The organism is Arthrobacter sp. ov118 (assembly GCF_900116495.1).
GTDB lineage: Bacteria > Actinomycetota > Actinomycetes > Actinomycetales > Micrococcaceae > Arthrobacter.
The window spans coordinates 190,486-208,691 of sequence record NZ_FPAY01000004.1; the positions used below are offsets into that span (position 1 = coordinate 190,486).

At 68.0% G+C, this 18,206-nt stretch carries 18 protein-coding genes; 14 read left to right on the forward strand and 4 right to left on the reverse strand.

The window, feature by feature from the left end; genetic code table 11:
* Positions 1-36 precede the first annotated feature (36 nt).
* Together BM372_RS10550 and BM372_RS10555 are read left to right on the forward strand one after the other, a co-directional pair.
* Positions 37-1,161 (forward strand): WD40/YVTN/BNR-like repeat-containing protein, encoded by a 1,125-nt coding sequence (locus tag BM372_RS10550; RefSeq protein ID WP_090954919.1) that lies wholly within the window; start codon positions 37-39, stop codon positions 1,159-1,161.
* Between the two features lie 8 nt (positions 1,162-1,169).
* The gene (locus tag BM372_RS10555; protein WP_090955113.1) at positions 1,170-1,472 is read left to right on the forward strand and encodes a MoaD/ThiS family protein; all 303 of its coding nucleotides are present in this window, start codon (positions 1,170-1,172) and stop codon (positions 1,470-1,472) included.
* A gap of 4 nt (positions 1,473-1,476) precedes the next feature.
* Here the strand turns inward: BM372_RS10555 and BM372_RS10560 are convergent, their stop codons facing one another.
* The 3 genes from BM372_RS10560 to BM372_RS10570 form a co-directional block, all read right to left on the reverse strand.
* Positions 1,477-1,713 carry a hypothetical protein gene (locus BM372_RS10560; RefSeq protein ID WP_090954921.1) on the reverse strand — a complete coding sequence of 79 codons (237 nt, stop codon included), beginning with the start codon at positions 1,711-1,713 and terminating at the stop codon, positions 1,477-1,479.
* A gap of 148 nt (positions 1,714-1,861) precedes the next feature.
* On the reverse strand, positions 1,862-3,556 hold the full coding sequence (locus tag BM372_RS10565) for an alpha-amylase family protein (protein WP_090954923.1): 1,695 nt from the start codon (positions 3,554-3,556) through the stop codon (positions 1,862-1,864).
* Entirely contained in the window at positions 3,553-4,548 is a 996-nt protein-coding gene (locus BM372_RS10570; RefSeq protein ID WP_090954925.1) for a TIGR03885 family FMN-dependent LLM class oxidoreductase, read from the reverse strand. The genes BM372_RS10565 and BM372_RS10570 overlap by 4 nt, the downstream gene beginning before the upstream one ends.
* An 89-nt stretch (positions 4,549-4,637) precedes the next feature.
* Between BM372_RS10570 and BM372_RS10575 the strand changes: the two genes are divergently transcribed.
* A complete protein-coding gene (locus BM372_RS10575; protein ID WP_090954927.1) occupies positions 4,638-5,723 on the forward strand; it encodes an ATP-dependent DNA ligase in 1,086 nt (361 codons plus the stop codon).
* 162 nt (positions 5,724-5,885) lie between these two features.
* Here BM372_RS10575 and BM372_RS10580 read toward each other — a convergent pair whose 3' ends face one another.
* Positions 5,886-7,202, reverse strand: a complete 1,317-nt coding sequence (locus tag BM372_RS10580) for an MFS transporter (RefSeq protein ID WP_090954930.1) — start codon at positions 7,200-7,202, stop codon at positions 5,886-5,888.
* Between the two features lie 226 nt (positions 7,203-7,428).
* Here BM372_RS10580 and BM372_RS10585 point away from each other — a divergent pair, with 226 nt between their 5' ends.
* The 11 genes from BM372_RS10585 to BM372_RS10635 all read left to right on the forward strand — a co-directional run bounded on the left by BM372_RS10585 (position 7,429) and on the right by BM372_RS10635 (position 18,202).
* A complete protein-coding gene (locus BM372_RS10585; protein WP_371261724.1) occupies positions 7,429-8,271 on the forward strand; it encodes an IclR family transcriptional regulator in 843 nt (280 codons plus the stop codon).
* A 152-nt stretch (positions 8,272-8,423) separates the two neighbouring features.
* On the forward strand, positions 8,424-9,305 hold the full coding sequence (locus BM372_RS10590) for a shikimate dehydrogenase (protein ID WP_090954934.1): 882 nt from the start codon (positions 8,424-8,426) through the stop codon (positions 9,303-9,305).
* Complete coding sequence (locus BM372_RS10595; protein WP_090954936.1) at positions 9,305-11,317, forward strand: bifunctional sugar phosphate isomerase/epimerase/4-hydroxyphenylpyruvate dioxygenase family protein; 2,013 nt, start codon at positions 9,305-9,307, stop codon at positions 11,315-11,317. The genes BM372_RS10590 and BM372_RS10595 overlap by 1 nt, the downstream gene beginning before the upstream one ends.
* A 40-nt stretch (positions 11,318-11,357) precedes the next feature.
* Positions 11,358-12,254: a protocatechuate 3,4-dioxygenase subunit beta gene (gene pcaH, locus BM372_RS10600; protein WP_371261725.1), complete on the forward strand. Its 897-nt coding sequence runs from the start codon at positions 11,358-11,360 to the stop codon at positions 12,252-12,254.
* On the forward strand, positions 12,247-12,822 hold the full coding sequence (gene pcaG / locus BM372_RS10605) for a protocatechuate 3,4-dioxygenase subunit alpha (protein WP_090954940.1): 576 nt from the start codon (positions 12,247-12,249) through the stop codon (positions 12,820-12,822). The genes pcaH and pcaG overlap by 8 nt, the downstream gene beginning before the upstream one ends.
* Complete coding sequence (locus BM372_RS10610; protein ID WP_090954942.1) at positions 12,819-14,336, forward strand: lyase family protein; 1,518 nt, start codon at positions 12,819-12,821, stop codon at positions 14,334-14,336. Before pcaG ends, BM372_RS10610 begins: the two co-directional genes overlap by 4 nt.
* Complete coding sequence (locus BM372_RS10615) at positions 14,329-15,147, forward strand: alpha/beta fold hydrolase (RefSeq protein WP_090954944.1); 819 nt, start codon at positions 14,329-14,331, stop codon at positions 15,145-15,147. The genes BM372_RS10610 and BM372_RS10615 overlap by 8 nt, the downstream gene beginning before the upstream one ends.
* Complete coding sequence (gene pcaC, locus BM372_RS10620) at positions 15,144-15,599, forward strand: 4-carboxymuconolactone decarboxylase (RefSeq protein ID WP_090954946.1); 456 nt, start codon at positions 15,144-15,146, stop codon at positions 15,597-15,599. Before BM372_RS10615 ends, pcaC begins: the two co-directional genes overlap by 4 nt.
* Complete coding sequence (locus tag BM372_RS10625; RefSeq protein WP_090954948.1) at positions 15,596-16,822, forward strand: thiolase family protein; 1,227 nt, start codon at positions 15,596-15,598, stop codon at positions 16,820-16,822. The genes pcaC and BM372_RS10625 overlap by 4 nt, the downstream gene beginning before the upstream one ends.
* 2 nt (positions 16,823-16,824) lie before the next feature.
* Positions 16,825-17,484 (forward strand): 3-oxoacid CoA-transferase subunit A, encoded by a 660-nt coding sequence (locus tag BM372_RS10630; protein WP_090954950.1) that lies wholly within the window; start codon positions 16,825-16,827, stop codon positions 17,482-17,484.
* Position 17,485: 1 nt separating this feature from the next.
* Positions 17,486-18,202: a 3-oxoacid CoA-transferase subunit B gene (locus BM372_RS10635; protein ID WP_090954952.1), complete on the forward strand. Its 717-nt coding sequence runs from the start codon at positions 17,486-17,488 to the stop codon at positions 18,200-18,202.
* The last annotated feature ends 4 nt before the right edge of the window (positions 18,203-18,206 follow it).

Consider the following 18,206-nt stretch of genomic DNA (forward strand, 5'->3'; position numbering starts at 1 on the left):
AGAAAACCATTGCGGCCATCCGGCACGGGTGGTTGCATGGGGGTCATGGCTACTGCAGAGAGTTATGTCCTGGCGATCGGGACCAAGAAGGGCCTTTGGCTGGCGACCAGCCCGGACCGGAAGGAGTGGTCGCTGTCAGGGCCGCATTTTCTGATGAGCGAAGTGCCCAGCATCGGCATCGACACCCGCGAGGGCCGGACCCGGATCATGGTGGGGGTACGCTCCGAGCATTGGGGTCCCACCGTTTTCCATTCCGATGACCTGGGCCGAACGTGGACCGAACCCGAAAACGGTGCCATCTCGTTCCCCGACGGCACCGACGCCGCCCTGGAACGGATCTGGCAGATCTACCCCGACGCCGAGTCCCGTCCGGGGGTCGTGTGGGCCGGCTGCGAGCCGATCTCGGTCTGGAAGTCGACCGACGGCGGCGAGCACTTCGAGCTCAACCGCGGCCTTTGGGACCACCCGCACCGCGGTGAATGGGGTGCCGGCTACGGCGGCGCCGCGGCGCACTCGATCGTCGTTGACCCCACAGGGGAGAAAGTCCACGTTGCCATGAGCACGGGAGGGGTTTACCGCTCGCTCGACGGCGGAGGCTCCTGGGAACCGCGCAATAAGGGGATTTCCGCCTACTTCATGCCCGATCCGAATCCGGAATTTGGCCAGTGCGTCCACAAGATCGCCGCCGACGCCGCCGTCGACGGCAGGCTGTACGCGCAGAACCACCACGGGGTGTACCGCAGCGACGACGACGCCGAGTCCTGGGAGTCGATCGCCGAAGGGCTGCCGGCGGACTTTGGCTTTGTGATGATGACGCATCCGCGTCGGGCCGGTACGGCCTGGGTGATCCCGCTGAAAGCTGACGGCGAGCGTATCCCGCCGGACGGGAAGCTCGCGGTGCACCGGACCGGCGACGCCGGAGCGAGCTGGACGCGGCTCGACGCCGGGCTTCCGGAGCCTGAGTACAACGCCGTCCTGCGCGATGCCGCGTGCGTCGATGCGGCGGAACCGGCCGGCGTCTACTTTGGGACCCGGGGCGGCTGTGTCTATGCCAGCCCGGACGAGGGGGACCACTTCAGCGAGGTGGCCTCGCATCTGCCGGACGTGCTTTGCGTGCGGGCCGCCGCAGTCCCGGCTGCCCTGTTGCCGGATAGGCGATGACGGCGGCCATGTCCGTACCGGTGGAGGCGCCGATCACCGTTGTACTGCCCAGTGTCCTCCAACCGCTTGCCGGCGGGCAGTCCATCCTGACTGCGCCCGCCGAGAAAGCGGTGACGGTGGAGTGGTTGCTGGATAGGGTGACCGGGGACTATCCGGCGCTTTCGCGGCGGTTGCGGGATGAAACCGGAACCGTTCGCCGTTACGTGAATATATACGTCAACGGCAATGAGATCCGGGGGCTGCAGGGCTTGGTCACTGCGGTGGCGCCGGGCCAGGAGGTCCTCATCATCCAGTCCGTGGCCGGCGGCTGACGCCTCAGGCGACGCGCCAGACGCTGCATTCGTCTGCGTTGATGGCTTTGCGCATGCCGCTGTGGCGGTCCATGATCCAGACGACGCCGATTCCGGGGGCGGTTTCCTGGACGCTGCCGCGGCGGATCACGACGTCGTCGTAATTCGGGCCCACCCGGAGGCGGGCTTCGATCTCGTCGCCGCGGTGCAGCTGGTCCAGGGCGCGGATACGGGTCACATGGGCTTTGGCTTCCTTCAACATGGCGGGGCCTCCCGAACTGGAGCTGGTGCCTGCTCTTGCCGGCCCTTCCAGTGTCCTGCGCCAATGTTGCCGCCGCGTTTCGGCATGGTTAGGGACGGGTTAGTTTTCGGCGGCGCCGGAGTTTCCGGGTCTCGAACGTGCGTGCGGCTCAGGGAATATGGCGATCCGCCGGGCGTTGTATCCGGAACCACCGGTAGCCGTAGCGATCCAGCGGGACTTCAAATCCGCCGTCGTCCGCGAGCGGGAGATCCTCGCCGCCGAGCAGGTCCCGGAGCACGGCGCCTGAGAACGAGCTTTCCGGTTCGTCTGGCGATTCTGCGCTGGCAGTCACCGACGCCGGCTCCGCGCCGAAGTTGTGGGCCACGATCACCACCGACCCGTCCCAGGTGCAGCGGTGAAGCAGCACCTGGGCGGACGGCTGCTGGATAAGTTCAAACCGCCCCCAGCCGAGCTCGGGGCATTCCCGGTAACGCTGGATGAGGGTGGCGATGAAGTTCCACAGCGAGTCCGGATCCCGCTTCGCGGCGGCGGCGTTGATGTTCTTGGGCCCAAAGTACCCTTCCACCGGCTGGGCCACGAGGTCACTGGACGGGGCGGTCGAGAAGCCGCCGTTCCTAGTGTCGTCCCATTGCATGGGGGAGCGGACCGCCGAACGGCCCTTGGCCCGCAGGTCTTCACCCATTCCAATCTCCTCGCCGTAGAAGAGCACCGGGGTGCCCGGAAGCGAGAACATCAGTGAATAGACCATCCGGATCCTTGCCGGATCGCCGCCGAGCATGGTCGGAAGCCGGCGGCGCAGCCCGCGGCCGTACATCTGCATGTCCGGGTCCGGACCGAACGCGGCAAAGACCTCCGCGCGCTCCGAGTCGCTGAGTTTGTCGAGGGTGAGCTCGTCGTGGTTGCGGACGAACATGGCCCACTGGTTGTCGGGGTTGATTGCCGGGCGGCCGCTGAGCGTCTTCCCCAGTGGGCGGGCGTCCTGCCGGGCCAGCGAGAGGTACATGTTCTGCATCGAGAGGAAGTCGAACTGCATGTTCAACTCGTTGCCGGTCTGCCCGCCGAAGTACTTCAGCTGCTCCTTGTAGGGCAGGTTGACCTCGCCGAGGAGGACGGCACTGCCATGGCGGCGGTTGAGGAAGCTGCGCAGGGCGCTGAGGTAGTCGTGCGGATTAATTCTTGCCGCTTCGTCCTTCGGTTCGCCGAGCAGTTCCAGAAAGAAGGGCACGGCGTCCAGCCGGAAGCCGTCCAGGCCCAGCTGCAGCCAGAAGCCCATGGACTTGGCGATCTCGTCCCGCACCTTTGGATTCATGACATTCAGGTCCGGCTGGTGTTTGGAGAACATGTGCAGGAACCACTCGCCGGTTGCCTTGTCCTGCGTCCAGATCGACGTTTCCTCGCCGGGAAACACCACCTGGTCCGAAGTGTCCGGCGGCGTGTCCTTCCGCCAGACGTAGTAGTCGCGGTACGGGTTGTCCACGGACTTCCGCGCCTGGACAAACCACGGGTGCCGGTCGGACGTGTGGTTGATGACGAAGTCCGCGATCACCCTGATGCCGCGGTCATTGGCCGTGCGGATGAATTCCACGAGGTCGCCGAGGTTGCCAAGCCGCGGATCCACACCGTACATGTCGGTGACGTCGTAGCCGTCGTCGCGGTCCGGGGAGGGATAGAAGGGCATGAGCCAGATGCACGTGACGCCGAGGGCCGCGAGGTAGTCCACGCGCTGGATCAGGCCACCGAAATCACCGGTGCCATCGCCGTCGCCGTCCAGAAACGTTTCCGGGTCAAGGCAGTAGATCACCGCGTTTTTCCACCAGAGGTCGGAAGTCTCTGCAATCCTCACACTGCACCCACGCTTTCGGTCCCGGCCGGGGCGGCCGTTCGGAGTTCGGGGAGGACGTGCTCGGCGAACGCGCCGATGAACGGCTCCTGGTCCTGCCCGACGAAGTGGAGGTACAGCTCCTCGAACCCGAGCTCCAAGTAGCCTGCAAGCCATTCGGCATGCTCTTGTAGATGAGCCGAGACATTGACAGCCGCCCGCACCTGGTCCTCAGTCACTCCAGCGCTTACCCCGTCGAAATGGGCGGCCGTGGGCAGATCCCACGGGATCGGCGGCGCAAAGACGTTGGTGCGCCATTGGTCCATGGCGATCGCGACGGCGTCCTGCTCGGTGGGTGCCCAGGACAGATGGACCTGGAGGACCGCCCTTCCGCGGCCGCCGGCATCCCGGTACGCCGCCAGCATCTCCTGCAGCTTAACCCGGGGTTGATTCACGGTGACCAGCCCGTCCGCCCACGCCGCGGCCCGGCGCGCTGTCTCGACGCTCACCGCCGGAGCAATCAGCGGCGGCTTGGTCTCCGGAACGTCCCAGAGCCTGGCTCGCTCCGCCGTGACGAGCCCGTGGTGGGTCACTTCCTCGCCGGCGTGGAGCCGGCGGATAATGTCGACGCACTCCTCAAGCCGCCGCTGTCGCGTCTCCTTGGGCGGCCACGGCTCCCCGGTGACGTGCTCGTTCATGAATTCCCCGCTGCCCGGCGCCAGCCAGAAACGCCCGGGAAACATGTCCGCAAGGGTGGCCGAGGCGTGCGCGATGATGGCCGGGTGGTAGCGCTGTCCCGGTGCCGTCACCACGCCGAACCGCAGCCCGGTGGTTGCCAGTGCCGCGCCGAGCCAGGACCACGCGAATCCGGAATGGCCCTGCCGGGCGGACCAGGGCTCGATGTGGTCCGAGCACATGGCGGCATCGAAGCCGGCCTGCTCGGCCAGCTGCACATCCGTGAGGAGGCGGCCGGGGCTGATCTGTTCATGCGATGCGTGGAACCCGATGGTAGCCATCGTTAATGTCTACCGTGGCGGGGCGGGTGTGTCGAGGAATCCGCCCGCGGGACTGGCGGTGCGCCGTCCGCGGCGCAAGAATGGGCGCTATGCGACTGCCGCTGATGCCTCCGATCCCGCCCATGCTGGCCAAGGCCCTCCCGGCACTGCCGGAGCCTGACGGCGGGGCGGGGTGGCTCTTCGAGCCCAAGTGGGATGGCTTCCGCTCCATCATCTTCCGCGACGGTGACGAAGTGGAGATCGGGAGCCGGAACGGCAAACCGATGACGCGCTATTTCCCCGAGCTCGTCGAGTCCCTCAAAGCGGAGCTGCCGGAGCGCTGTGTGGTGGACGGCGAGATCGTCCTGGTCGCAGCTTCCGGCGACAGGCTCGACTTCGATGCGCTGCAGCAGCGGATCCACCCGGCGGCCAGCAGAGTACGGCTGCTGGCCGAACAGACGCCGGCGCGCTTCGTGGCCTTCGACCTGCTGGCCCTCGGTGACGAGGATCTGACGGGGCAGCCCTTCGCCGCGCGCCGCCGGGCGCTCGAACGCGCCCTCGCTTCTGCTGCGGCCCCGATCCATCTGACAGCCGCCACGCCGGACCGCGGGACGGCGCAGCGCTGGTTCCGGCAGTTCGAGGGTGCCGGGCTCGACGGCATCGTGGCCAAGCGGCTGGACGGCGCCTACCAGCCGGACAAGCGCGCGATGGTCAAGGTCAAGCACGAGCGAACCGCCGACTGTGTGCTGGCCGGTTACCGCGTGCACACCTCCGGAGCGGACCGGATCGGTTCGCTGTTGCTGGGGCTGTACGACGACACCGGGGTGCTGGCCAGCGTCGGTGTGGTGGGCGCCTTCCCGATGGCTCGGCGCAAGGAGCTTTTCGAGGAGCTCCAGGAACTGGTCACCGGGTTCGACCAGCACCCCTGGGCCTGGGCCAAGCAGGAAGCGGGCACGCGGACGCCGCGGAATGCCGAAGGCAGCCGCTGGAGCGGCGGCAAGGACCTGTCCTTCACCCCGCTGCGGCCCGAACGCGTGGTGGAGGTCAAGTACGACCACATGGAAGGCGAACGGTTCCGCCACACCACGCAGTTCGTGCGCTGGCGCCCGGACCGGGACCCACTTTCCTGCACCTATGACCAGCTCGAGGAGCCGGTGAAGTTCGATCTCGCCGCGGTGCTGGCGGCAAAGCCCTAGGCCGCGAACCCGCCCGGTTCAGACGCTCCCGCCCGGTTGCTTTCCGGGGCCCCAACACGGAACACGCAAAAGCCCGGCGTGTCGCGTGGACACGCCGGGCTTCCGGTGCTGCGGCCGGGGGCAACCGGGCAGGAGTGCTGCGGCGGGGCTCCTTGAGCGGGACTACTTAACCCCGAGCTCCCGGGTGGGGACGCGGAAGGTTTCCTTGGCCGTCAGTGCCGAGATGGTGGCGATCAGGCAGATGATGGCCGTGAAGATGGAGATCTGGACCCAGCCGCCGGACTGGATGCCGCCCATGGCCGCGACGATCGCCGGGGCGAACCCGGCCATCAGGAAGCCCAGCTGGGTGCCAATTGCGAGGCCGGAGAAGCGGACATTGGTGCTGAACATCTCGGCGTAGAAGGAGGGCCAGACCGCGTTTGCTGCCGCGTAGCCGAAGGAGAAGAACGCGATGGCTGCCAGGAACATCAGCGGGACGCTGCCGGACTCAAGGCTGAGCAGGAAGACCGGCGTCAGGACTGCGCTGGACAGGGCGCCGTAGATGAACACCGGCTTGCGGCCGATCTTATCCGCGAGCATGCCGAAGAGCGGCTGGGTGCCCAAGGCCAGGAAGTTGGCGCCGACGACGAGCCAGAGGGTGGTGGTGCCGTCCACACCGGCGACGTTCTTGGCGTAACTGATGGCCAGGGTGCCAAAGACCGTGGACACGGCGGCGATGAAGGCGCAGGCAATGACGCGCAGGACATCGCGCCAGTGGCCCTTGAGGAGGTCGGCAACGGGAAGCTTGGAGATCTGCTTGGTCTTCTGGGCTTCCTCGAACGCCGGCGGCTCGTGCAGGGTGCGGCGGATGAAGAACGCGATCAGCACCACCACGGCGCTGAGCCAGAACGGGATGCGCCAACCGATGGTGTACTTGATCTCGTCAGGCAGGGCCAGGACGGGAATGAAGACGAGGGCCGCGAGGATCTGGCCGCCCTGCGTGCCGGTCAGGGTCCATGAGGTGAAGAAGGAGCGGCGGCCGTCGGGGGCGTGCTCGAGCGTCATCGAGGACGCGCCCGCCTGCTCGCCGGCTGCGGACAGGCCCTGGCAGAGCCGTGCCAGCACCAGCAGTGCCGGAGCCCACCAGCCGACCGTATTGAAGTCCGGAAGGCAGCCGATGACGAAGGTGGATGCACCCATCAGCAGCAGCGTGAACATGAGGACCTTCCGGCGGCCAACCCTGTCGCCGAAGTGGCCGAGGATGACGGCGCCGACCGGACGGGCCACGTAGGCGAAGCCGAAGGTCGCGAACGACATGATGGCCGCGTTGGTGTCCGCGTCCGGGAAGAAGACGTGCGGGAAGATCAGCGCCGCTGCGGAACCGAAGATGAAGAAGTCGTAGTATTCGACGGCGCTGCCCAGGAAGCTGGCAAGGGCCGCCTTCTTCGGCGTCCCTCCTGTTGTTATACCCGCCGTCGTGGACGGGACAGTGTGGCTCATGGTGTTCCTTTGGTGTGACGACGTTGTCGCGGATGGATCAGGAAGGTTTTCGGCTGCCGTTTGTTCAAGTGTGGTGCAACCGGAAGTCCGTGGATAGACCCGGACTAGTAGCCACATGGTGGAAGCTACTTGTGCGATACAGCAATCATGGCTGTGAGCGCAGTCACTTGTCAAGAAAAATAATCACCATCTAGAAATAGCTCTCACTATGTGGCAACATGAATGCATGAGTGTGAATCAAGACACAGATGTCTCTGGCACTTCCGGATCTCCTTCGGATGCCCCTTCGAAGCCCGCCAAGGCCACCAGGGAGGACTCGCGGACGGACATGGTGGGCAAGGCGCTGGGCCTGCTGGTTCTTCTGGGCGACGAACCGCGCGGCGCCAGTGCCGCCGAGATCTCCCGCCGGGCGGATCTGCCGTTCAGCACCACGTACCGCCTGCTCGGCTCCCTGACGCGGGACGGCTTCGTGGACTATGAGCCGGACGGCCGCCGCTACCACTTGGGCCTGCGGGTCTTCCAGCTGGGCCAGCGCGTCTCCAACCACCACGGCTTCGCGGGTACGGCTCTGCCCATCCTGCGGCGAGTCACCGAGGAAACGGGCGAGGCGACCATCCTCTCCGTCCGGGACGGCATCCACCATCTGACCGTGAACAAGGTGGATGGCCCGCAGACCTTCCGGGTCACGAGCGACCCCGGGCATCTCGGGGCCCTGCACACCACCTCCGTGGGCAAGGCCCTGGTGGCGTTCGCCGATGACCCCACCCGCGCCCAGCTCGTCGACGAGCTGCCCCTGGAACCGCTGACGGCACTCTCCATCACGGACCGCGCGGCTTTCCGGGCGGAAATCGAGCAGGTCCGGCGCCAGGGCTACGCCACCATGGACGAGGAAAACGAGCTCGGCATGCGCGCCGTCGCCGTCCCGGTCTTCAATGCCCAAGGGCACGCCTTCGCCTCGCTGGCCACGGCGGTTCCGGTGTTCCGCTTGAGTATGGAGTCCCTGGTGGCCCTCGTGCCATTGCTTCAGGCAGCGGCCGCGGAGCTGTCTGCCCGGCTGCCCCAGCGGTGACGACCCGCCCGCGCCTATAACAATATGTTCGTGATTCGAACAGTAGTGCAATATGTGAACAAAATCTGTACTGTAATCCCTATCACCCGGTCCGCCGCAGACGCCGCAAGCGTCACCGTCCGCCGAGTGCCGTTGTCAAAGGAGCTAACCGGATGAGCAATCGAGCAGAGTCCTTCCTCGTGGGCCTGGTAGGAGACGGCGTCACGCCCTCCCTCACGCCCTATATGCATGAACGGGAAGGGGACGTGCAGGGCCTCCGGTACCTTTACCGCCCCATCGACCTCACCGAACTCGGCCTGCCGGGCCAGGCCGTGGGGGAACTTCTGTCCGGCGCCCGGAGCCTCGGCTTCAACGGACTGAACATCACGCACCCCTGCAAGCAGCTCGTCCTGGATTATCTCGACGAGGTTTCCCCGGACGCCCGGCGCCTGGGCGCTGTCAACACCGTGGTGATCCGCGACGGCCGCTTCTTCGGCCACAACACTGACTTTTCCGGCTTCGCGGCGGCGCTGGCCTCCGGGCTCCCCGGTGCCACCCTGGACCGCGTGGTGCAGCTGGGTGCCGGCGGCGCCGGTTCCGCCGTCGCCTACGCCTTGCTCACCGCAGGAGTCCGCGAACTGGACCTCGTGGACACCGACGCGGCACGCTGCGCCGCCCGGGCTGCCGAACTCGCCGGATTCTTCCCGGACCGGACCGTCACCGCCCGGACGACGGCGGAGCTGCCGCGGCTTATGCCGCTGGCCGACGGCCTGGTGCACTGCACCCCCGTGGGCATGGCCGCCCACCCGGGTGTTCCGCTGGACATGTCCCTCGTGGAGTCCCGGCACTGGGTGGCCGACATCGTGTACCGGCCGATCGAAACCGAGCTGGTCCGCGAGGCGCGCGCCAAGGGCTGCGACGTGCTCGACGGCGGCCGGATGGCCGTGGGCCAGGCGGCGGACGCTTTCCGGATCTTCACCGGGCGCCAGGCCGACGCCGACCGCATGCGCTCCCACTTCCTGGAACTCGTGGCCGCGGAAGAAGTGGCCGCCTGATGCGCACCGGAATCGCCACCGTCTGCCTCGCCGGCACCCTGCGGGAAAAAATGCAGGCCTGCGCCGTGGCCGGCTTCGACGGGATTGAAATCTTCGAGCAGGACCTCGTCACATCCCCGCTCAGCCCGGAGGACGTCCGGAAACTGGCCGCCGACCTGGGACTCACCCTGGACCTCTACCAGCCGTTCCGCGACTTCGACAGCGTTGACGAGGACGTGCTCGGGGCCAACCTGCGCCGCGCGGACGCCAAGTTCCGGCTCATGTCCCGGCTGGGCATGGACACCATGCTGCTCTGCTCCAACGTGGGCACGGCCACGATCGACGACGACGGGCTCCGGGCCGAGCAGCTCTCCCGGCTTGCAGGCCTCGCGGGGGACCACGGCGTCAAGGTCGCCTACGAGGCCCTGGCCTGGGGCAAGTACGTCAACGACTACGAACATGCCCACCGTTTGGTGGAAGCCGTGGACCACCCCAATCTCGGCACCTGCCTGGACTCCTTCCACATCCTCTCCCGCGACTGGGACACCGCGCCGATCGAGGCCTTCAACCCGGAGAAGATCTTCTTCGTCCAGGTGGCCGACGCGCCCAAGCTGTCGATGGACGTGCTGTCCTGGAGCCGGCATTACCGGGTCTTCCCGGGCGAGGGGCAGTTCGATCTAGCCAAGTTCATGGGCCATGTGGTCCGCGCCGGCTACACCGGACCGGTGTCGCTGGAGGTGTTCAACGACGTCTTCCGCCAATCCGACGTCGAACGGACGGCCGTTGACGCCATGCGGTCGCTGATCTGGCTCGAAGAGCAGAGCGCCAAATGGCTCCAAGCAAACCCGGCACCCGTGACCGGCAGTGCGGCGGGTGCGCCGACCGGCGTCGGCGCCCGGCGCCGCTACCCGATGGAGCTCGCCACGCTGCCCCGGGTGGCAGAGCCCGCCGGTTTCAACTTCGCCGAGGTCCGGGCCGGGGACACCGCCGGCCTGGAAACCCTCCTCAGCCAGCTGGGATTCGCGTTCAACGGGCACCACCGGACCAAAAACGTGCAGCTGTGGACCATGGGCCACGCCCGCGTGGTCATCAACGAAGAGCCCGCCGCCTTCGGCACAGCAGCAACCGCCGGGGCCGCTGTTCCCGGCACCGCGGGCCAGACATCACCCACAGACGCCGCCATTTCGGCGCTGGGCTTCGACGTGGACTCTCCCGTCATCGCCGCCGCCCGCGCCCAGCAGCTCAAGGCCCCCGCAGTGCCGCGCAAGAGCCAGGCCAACGAGGAAGTCTTCCAGGGCTTCGCCGCGCCGGACTCCACCGAGATCTTCCTATGCCAGGGCAGCCCGGACGGCACGGCGGCTTGGGTGGATGAATTCGGCGAGCCCGGATTTGGCGGGCCCGGCGAATCCGGTACGGGACTGCCAAATCCTGGTACCGGGGCCGGCGCCGGCGCGGTGATCGACCACGTCAACCTGGCCCAGCCGTGGCAGCACTTTGACGAGGCGGTGCTGTTCTACACCAGCGCCCTCGCGCTGGAACCGCAGCCGTATGCCGAGGTGGCCAGCCCCACCGGACTGGTCCGCTCCCAGGTGATGCTCACCGAGGACCGGGGTGTGCGCCTGGTGCTGAACCTGGCGCCGCTGCTGCAGCAGGAAGGACCCGCCGACGGCACCGGGCACCGCCGCACGTACCAGGAGCACGTCGCGTTCGCGGTGGATGACCTCGTGGCTACGGCCACGGCCGCACGGGACCGCGGCCTGGATTTCCTGCAGATCCCGGCGAACTACTACGAGGACCTCGATGCCCGGTTCGCGCTGGACCCGGACTTTTTGGCCACGCTCCGCGAGCTCAACCTGCTCTACGACCGCGACGCCGACGGCGAATTCCTGCATTTCTACACTGCCACGGTAGGCAGCGTGTTCTTCGAAATGGTGGAACGCCGCGGCGCCTACGACGGCTACGGCGCCCCCAACGCACCGGTGCGGCACGCCGTCCAGTACGACCACGTGCACCAGCTGACCCGCAGTTCCTGATCCCGACCCGAACAACCCACACCACTGAAAGGAGGCTGCTGTGCCTGAAGAATTCAACCTCGACACCTTCAATGCCGACCCGGTCACTGAGGACGTGTCCGACGACGCCACGGAGGCCGCACCAAAGACGTACGCGCCGCTCGACGCTGCCGCGGAGTCCCAGGCGGACCTCAGCGCCGAGATGAAGGCAATCGGCGAGGCGTACGCGCAGGCCCTCAAGGACGGCGCCCCGGCCGAGACCCAGCCCCGGCTCGACTTCGCCCCCTACCGCAGCAGCGTCCTGCGCCACCCCACGAAGAGCCTGCACCACGCGGACCCGGAAACGATCGAACTGTACTCGCCGGCGTTCGGGCACATGGACGTCCACGCGCTCGAATCGGACCTGACCATCGCGCACAACGGCGAACCGCTGGGCGAACGCATCGTGGTCTCCGGACGCGTGCTCGACGGCGACGGCCGCCCGGTCGCCGGGCAGCTCGTCGAAATCTGGCAGGCCAACTCCGCCGGCCGCTACATCCACAAACGCGACCAGCACCCGGCGCCGATTGACCCCAACTTCACCGGCGTCGGCCGCTGCATCACGGGAGCGGACGGGTCCTACAGCTTCACCACCATCAAGCCCGGCGCCTATCCGTGGAAGAACCACCTCAACGCCTGGCGTCCTGCCCACATCCATTTCTCCCTGTTCGGCTCCGAGTTCACGCAGCGGATCATTACCCAGATGTACTTCCCCGGCGACCAGCTGTTCCCGCTGGACCCGATCTATCAGTCGATCGTGGACCAGGACGCGCGCGACCGTCTCGTGGCCACCTACGACCACGGGCAGACCAGGCCCGAATGGGCCCTGGCGTACAACTGGGACATCGTCCTGACCGGGTCGAAGCGGACCTGGACCGAAAACGAGGCCTTGGGCGCAGAAGGAGATGACGATGAGTAAGCTCACCCCCACCCCCGGACAGACGGTCGGGCCGTTCTACGGCTACGCCTTGCCCTACCCTAAGGACCGCGAGCTGCTGGCCCCCGGATCCCCGGGCTCCATCCGACTCCAGGGCACCGTGTACGACGGCGCCGGCCACCCGATCCCCGACGCGCTCCTGGAAATCTGGCAGGCGGACGCGGACGGCTTGGTCCCGCAGCGCACCGGATCCCTGGTCCGGGACGGCTACACCTTCACCGGTTTTGGCCGCAGCGCCGTCGGCAACACCGGCGCCTTCACCTTCACCACGGTAAACCCGGGACCCACCGAGCCCGGTGCCGCGCCCTTCATCGCGGTGGCCGTGTTCGCCCGCGGCCTGATGAACCGGCTCTTCACCCGGGTCTACCTGCCGGAGGACGAGGCGGCCCTGGCCAAGGATCCGCTGCTCAGCTCGCTGGAACCGGACCGCCGCCAAACCCTGATCGCACGCCGGGATCCCGACGGCGGACTGACCTGGGACATCCGCCTCCAGGGCGACGGCGAGACAGTGTTCCTGGATTTCAGCGGCCCCGAGGGTGCCCCGAAGTGACCTCCTTCGAAACCGATTGCGACGCCGGCCTGCTGAGCCCTGTGTCGGCGTCGCCTCTGGTGGCAGCGCTGACGGGGGACCGTGCGGTGCTCGCAGCTCTCCTGAAGGTCGAGGCTGCCTGGGCCGCGGTCCTGGACGATGCGGGCCTCGCCCCGGCCGGCTCCGCCGCATTGGTGGCAGCCGCCGCGGACGTGCAGCGGTACGACGTGGCGGGCATCGCCGTGCGCGCACAGGGCGGCGGCAACCCCGTCATCCCGCTGCTCGCTGACCTCCGCGAACAAGTCAGGGCCCTCGACACCGATAGTCTTGGCGCCGTGCAGGCCGTCCACACCTCATTGACCAGCCAGGACGTCCTCGACTCCGCCCTGATGGTGCTGGCCGCCGGGGCAATCCGCGAACTCCGCTCCGAACTCACCGCTGCGACGTCCGCCCTCGCCGGCCTGGCCGGGGCCCATGCCCAGACCCTCTGCGTGGGCCGCAGCCTGACGCAACACTCGCTGCCCTTCAGCTTCGGGCTGAGGGCGGCGCAGTGGTTCGCCGGGCTGGCCGCAGCCGCCCGCCGCCTCGAAGCCCTCGAACTGCCGGTGCAGACCGGTGGCGCCGCCGGCACCCTCGCCGCCGGTACCCTGCTGACGGGAAAGTTGGGGCTGACCGGAGGAACAGGGCCGCTGACCCCGTTTGACCTCGCGGACCGGCTGGCCGCCCGCCTGGGCCTCGCCGCCGTTCCGGCTCCCTGGCACACCAACCGCCTTGCCGTGACCTCGCTCGGCGACGCACTGGCCGCCGTGACGGACGCGGCCGGAAAGATCGCCGCGGACGTCCTGTTCCTGAGCCGGCCGGAAGTGGCCGAACTGGCGGAACCGCGTGCCACGGGACGGGGCGTATCCTCGGCCATGCCGCACAAACAGAACCCCGTGCTGTCCGTGCTGATCCGCAGTGCCGCCCTGCAGGCCCCGGCCCTGGCCGCGCAGCTGCACCTCGCGGCCGCCAATTTCAACGATGAACGCCCCGACGGCGCCTGGCACACAGAATGGGCGGCCCTGCGCCAGCTCCTGAGGCTGGCACTCGGAGCGGCGGGACAGCTCCGCGAACTTGCCGAGGGCCTGCAGGTCTACCCCGCGGCCATGCGCCGCAACCTCGAGCTCGCGGGCCCGCTGCTGCTCTCCGAAGCCGTCAACGCCGCCGTTGCGCCGCTACTGGATTCCGCCCGCAGCGCGGAGGGCGCCGGCCCCAGCTCCGGCCGGACCGGCAAACAACAACTGCAGAACGTGGTGGACCGGACGCTCCGGGCACCAGCCGCGGAACAGGCGGCCACCTACCGGAAACTGCTCCGCGAAGCCGTCCCTGAAGAACTGCTGGCCGACGCCCGGATTGAGGAGCTTCTGGACCCGGCCAACTACATCGGCCAGGCAACAGCCATCACCAACCGAATTCTCGCTGCCTACCCGGAATTCACCGCCCGCCCGGCCGGCGCCGCCGCCCGCCCACCCCGAAACGGAGCTTCCCGTGGCTAGACCCACCGTCAAAGCAGTCCTGCTCTCCCCCCAGCGCCCGCTTGGCGAGAAACCCCTCCTCATTGTGGGGCCCTCGCTCGGCACGTCCTCCCTGCTCTGGAACCAGGCCGGTGCCGCGCTCGGCAACGACGTCGACGTCGTCGCCTGGGACCTGCCCGGACACGGCGTCTCGCCCGCGGCCAAGGAAACCTTCACCGTCGCCGAACTCGCCGACGCCGTGATCGCCCTGATCGATTCCATCGCCCCGGGGACTCGTTTCCACTATGCCGGGGTGTCCCTGGGCGCGGCCACGGGCCTGCAACTGGCCATCAAGCACGGTGACCGGCTCAAAAGCCTTTCGGTGCAGTGTTCCGGCGCGAAGCTCGGCACCCCCGAAGGCTGGCTGGAGCGCGCCGAAACCGTGCGCACCCAGGGAACCCCGGTGATGATCCAGGGCTCGGCGCAGCGCTGGTTCGCGCCGGGGTTCATGGACCGCCAGCCGGAGGCCAGCAGCCGGCTCCTGCACACGCTCCGGGACGCGGACCGCTTCAGCTACGCCTTCTGCTGCGAAGCGCTGGCCGGTTTCGACGTGCGGGACCAGCTCGGCACCATCCAGGTCCCCACCCAGGTGGTTGCCGGCGTCCTGGATTCAGTGGCCCCGCCGTCGATGGCCGAGGAAGTGGCGGCCGGCATCACCTCCGGAGGCGGCACCGCCACGGCAGTGAGCCTGGAGGGCGTGGCACACCTGGCGCCGTTTGAGGCGCCCGGCCACGTTGCCGAGCTGCTGAAGAGCCTCATTGCCTGGACCGAAACCCGGGGAGCGGCCGAATGACCGGCCTCGAGCGGCACGGGGCAGTCCAGCCCGGCGCGACCAGCCAGGAAATTTACGACGGCGGCATGAAAGTGCGCCGCGAGGTCCTCGGTGCCGAGCACGTGGACCGCGCCAACGCCAACAAGGATTCCTTCACCGAGGACTTCCAGGACATGATCACCCGGATCGCATGGGGCGGCATCTGGACCCGGCCCGGGATCAGCCGCCAGATGCGCTCGGCCGTCACCATTACCGCCATGGTGGCGCACGGTCACTGGGAAGAACTGGCCATGCACATCCGCGCCGCCGTCACCAACGGCCTGAGCCGGGACGAGATCAAGGAAATCCTGCTCCAGACCGCCATCTACTGCGGGGTCCCCTCCGCCAACACCGCCTTCAAGACTGCCCAGCAGGTCTTCCGTTCCATGGACGAGACCGCCAGGGGCGACACAGAAACGGACAAAACTTCATGAACCACGCATTTATTTACGACGCCGTGCGGACGCCGTTCGGCAAGTTCGGCTCCGGCCTCGCCGCAGTCCGCCCGGATGACCTCGCCGCGCATGTCATCGGCGAGATCGTAAAGCGCGCCCCCGGGCTCGACGTCGAGCGGATTGACGAGGTGGTGTTCGGCAATGCCAACGGCGCCGGGGAGGAAAACCGCAACGTCGCCCGGATGGGCACCCTCCTGGCCGGCCTGCCCGTCTCCATCCCCGGCACCACGGTCAACCGGCTGTGCGGCTCGTCGCTGGACGCGGCGATCATCGCGTCCCGGCAGATCAACACCGGCGACGCCGAGCTGATGCTGATCGGCGGGGCCGAGTCCATGTCCCGCGCTCCCTGGGTGTTGCCCAAGACGGAGAAGCCCTACCCGGCCGGGGACCTGACCCTGGCCTCCACCACGCTGGGCTGGCGGCTCGTGAACAAGGCCATGCCGAAGGAATGGACCATCTCCCTCGGCGAGGCCACGGAAAGGCTGGCGGAGAAGCACGGCGTGACCCGCGAGGCGCAGGACGAGTTTGCCGCCAACTCCCACAATCTGTCCGCCGCGGCCTGGGACGAGGGCTTCTACGACAACCTCGTGGCCCCGGTCCCGGGCACGGACCTGGTCCGCGACGAAGGAATCCGCGCCGGCTCCTCGGCCGAAAAGCTCGCGGGACTGAAGACCGTGTTCCGGACCGAGAACGGCACCGTCACCGCCGGGAACGCGTCCCCGCTCTCCGACGGCGCCTCCGCGGCGTGGCTCGGCTCCGAGAACGCCGCCGGGCTGCTCGGTCTGGAGCCGCTGGCCCGCGTCGCCGGCCGCGGCGCGCACGCCAACGACCCCCAATACTTCGGCTACGCCCCGGTGGAGGCCGCGAACAAGGCCCTCGCGAAGGCCGGCATCGGCTGGGACCAGGTGGGCGCCGTCGAACTTAACGAGGCCTTCGCCGCGCAGTCTCTGGCCTGCATCAACGCCTGGGGCATCGACCCCGTGATCGTGAACCGGCACGGTGGCGCGATCGCCATGGGCCACCCGCTCGGCGCCTCCGGCGCCCGGATCCTCGGCACCCTTGCCCGGTCCCTGCAGGCCTCCGGTGAGCGCTGGGGCGTCGCCGCGATCTGCATCGGCGTCGGCCAGGGCCTGGCCGTGGTGCTTGAAAACGTCACCGCTTCCGCCACATCCGGCATCAGCACCAGCAACGGAAAGGCATAGCCATGCTGAATTTCCTTGACACTGTTGGCGAGGCTGTCGCCGGCATTAAGGACGGCTCCACCGTCATGATCGGCGGGTTCGGCAACGCCGGCCAGCCGTTCGAACTCATTGACGCGCTGCTGGACGGCGGCGCCACAGGCCTGACCGTGGTGAACAACAACGCCGGCCAGGGCGACCAGGGCCTGGCCCTGCTGATCAAGGAGGGCCGGGTGAGGAAGATGATCTGCTCCTTCCCCCGGCAGTCCGACTCCTGGCACTTCGACGAGAAGTACCGCGCCGGGCAGATCGAGCTCGAACTCGTTCCGCAGGGCAACCTCGCCGAGCGGATCCGCGCCGCCGGCGCCGGGATCGGCGGGTTCTTCACGCCCACCGGCTACGGCACCATGCTGGCCGAGGGCAAGGAAACCCGGATCCTCGACGGCCGCGGCCAGGTGTTCGAGACCCCCATCCACGCCGACGTCGCCCTCATCAAGGCGCTGACAGCGGACGGCACGGGCAACCTCGTCTACCGCAAGACCGCCCGGAACTTCGGCCCCATCATGGCCGCCGCGGCGAAACACACCATCGCCCAGGTGTCCGAGATCGTCCCCACCGGCGGCCTGGACCCGGAGAACATCGTCACCCCGGGGATCTACGTCAACAGCATTGTGAAGGTGGCCTGAGATGAGCATCGAGTCCAACAGCCAGACCGGCACCCAGGCCGGCATTCGGACCGGGATCCAGAGCTCGGACACGCCGCTGGGCCGGGACGACCTCGCCCGCCTCGTGGCCCGTGACATCAAGCCCGGGTCATTCGTGAACCTCGGCATCGGCCAGCCCACCCTGGTCTCGAACTACCTCGAGCCGGAGCAGAACATCACGCTCCACACCGAGAACGGGATGCTCGGCATGGGACCTGTTGCCACCGGCGGCCAGATCGACGGCGATCTCATCAACGCCGGCAAGATCCCGGTGACCGAGCTGCCCGGCGCGTCCTACTTCCACCACGCGGACTCGTTCGCGATCATGCGCGGCGGACACCTGGACATCTGTGTACTCGGCGCCTTTCAGGTCTCGGCGACCGGGGACCTGGCCAACTGGCACACCGGCGCCCCGGACGCCATCCCCGCGGTCGGCGGCGCGATGGACCTCGCCACCGGAGCGAAGGACGTCTTCGTCATGATGACGCTCCTGACCCGGGACGGCGCGTCCAAGATCGTGGAAGCCTGCACCTACCCGATCACCGGCATCGGCTGCGTGACCCGGGTCTACACCGACAAGGCCGTCTTCCTCACCGGACCCGACGGCGTCCAGGTCCGGGAGACCTTCGGGTGCACCCTCGAGGAACTCCAGGACATGGTCCCCGTGCCGCTGAAGGCCGCGTCCGCGGACGGAAGCTGACGGC

What these genes read in the sequence shown, in the direction of transcription:
- BM372_RS10630 (WP_090954950.1), top strand. Translation starts at nt 16,825, where the DNA reads ATGCTGAATTTCCTTGACACTGTTGGCGAGGCTGTCGCCGGCATTAAG.
- BM372_RS10585 (WP_371261724.1), top strand. Translation starts at nt 7,429, where the DNA reads ATGAGTGTGAATCAAGACACAGATGTCTCTGGCACTTCCGGATCTCCT.
- BM372_RS10555 (WP_090955113.1), top strand. Translation starts at nt 1,170, where the DNA reads ATGTCCGTACCGGTGGAGGCGCCGATCACCGTTGTACTGCCCAGTGTC.
- pcaG (WP_090954940.1), top strand. Translation starts at nt 12,247, where the DNA reads ATGAGTAAGCTCACCCCCACCCCCGGACAGACGGTCGGGCCGTTCTAC.
- BM372_RS10550 (WP_090954919.1), top strand. Translation starts at nt 37, where the DNA reads ATGGGGGTCATGGCTACTGCAGAGAGTTATGTCCTGGCGATCGGGACC.
- BM372_RS10635 (WP_090954952.1), top strand. Translation starts at nt 17,486, where the DNA reads ATGAGCATCGAGTCCAACAGCCAGACCGGCACCCAGGCCGGCATTCGG.
- BM372_RS10625 (WP_090954948.1), top strand. Translation starts at nt 15,596, where the DNA reads ATGAACCACGCATTTATTTACGACGCCGTGCGGACGCCGTTCGGCAAG.
- BM372_RS10560 (WP_090954921.1), bottom strand. Translation starts at nt 1,713, where the DNA reads ATGTTGAAGGAAGCCAAAGCCCATGTGACCCGTATCCGCGCCCTGGAC.
- BM372_RS10575 (WP_090954927.1), top strand. Translation starts at nt 4,638, where the DNA reads ATGCGACTGCCGCTGATGCCTCCGATCCCGCCCATGCTGGCCAAGGCC.
- BM372_RS10595 (WP_090954936.1), top strand. Translation starts at nt 9,305, where the DNA reads ATGCGCACCGGAATCGCCACCGTCTGCCTCGCCGGCACCCTGCGGGAA.
- BM372_RS10590 (WP_090954934.1), top strand. Translation starts at nt 8,424, where the DNA reads ATGAGCAATCGAGCAGAGTCCTTCCTCGTGGGCCTGGTAGGAGACGGC.
- pcaC (WP_090954946.1), top strand. Translation starts at nt 15,144, where the DNA reads ATGACCGGCCTCGAGCGGCACGGGGCAGTCCAGCCCGGCGCGACCAGC.
- BM372_RS10580 (WP_090954930.1), bottom strand. Translation starts at nt 7,202, where the DNA reads ATGAGCCACACTGTCCCGTCCACGACGGCGGGTATAACAACAGGAGGG.
- BM372_RS10570 (WP_090954925.1), bottom strand. Translation starts at nt 4,548, where the DNA reads ATGGCTACCATCGGGTTCCACGCATCGCATGAACAGATCAGCCCCGGC.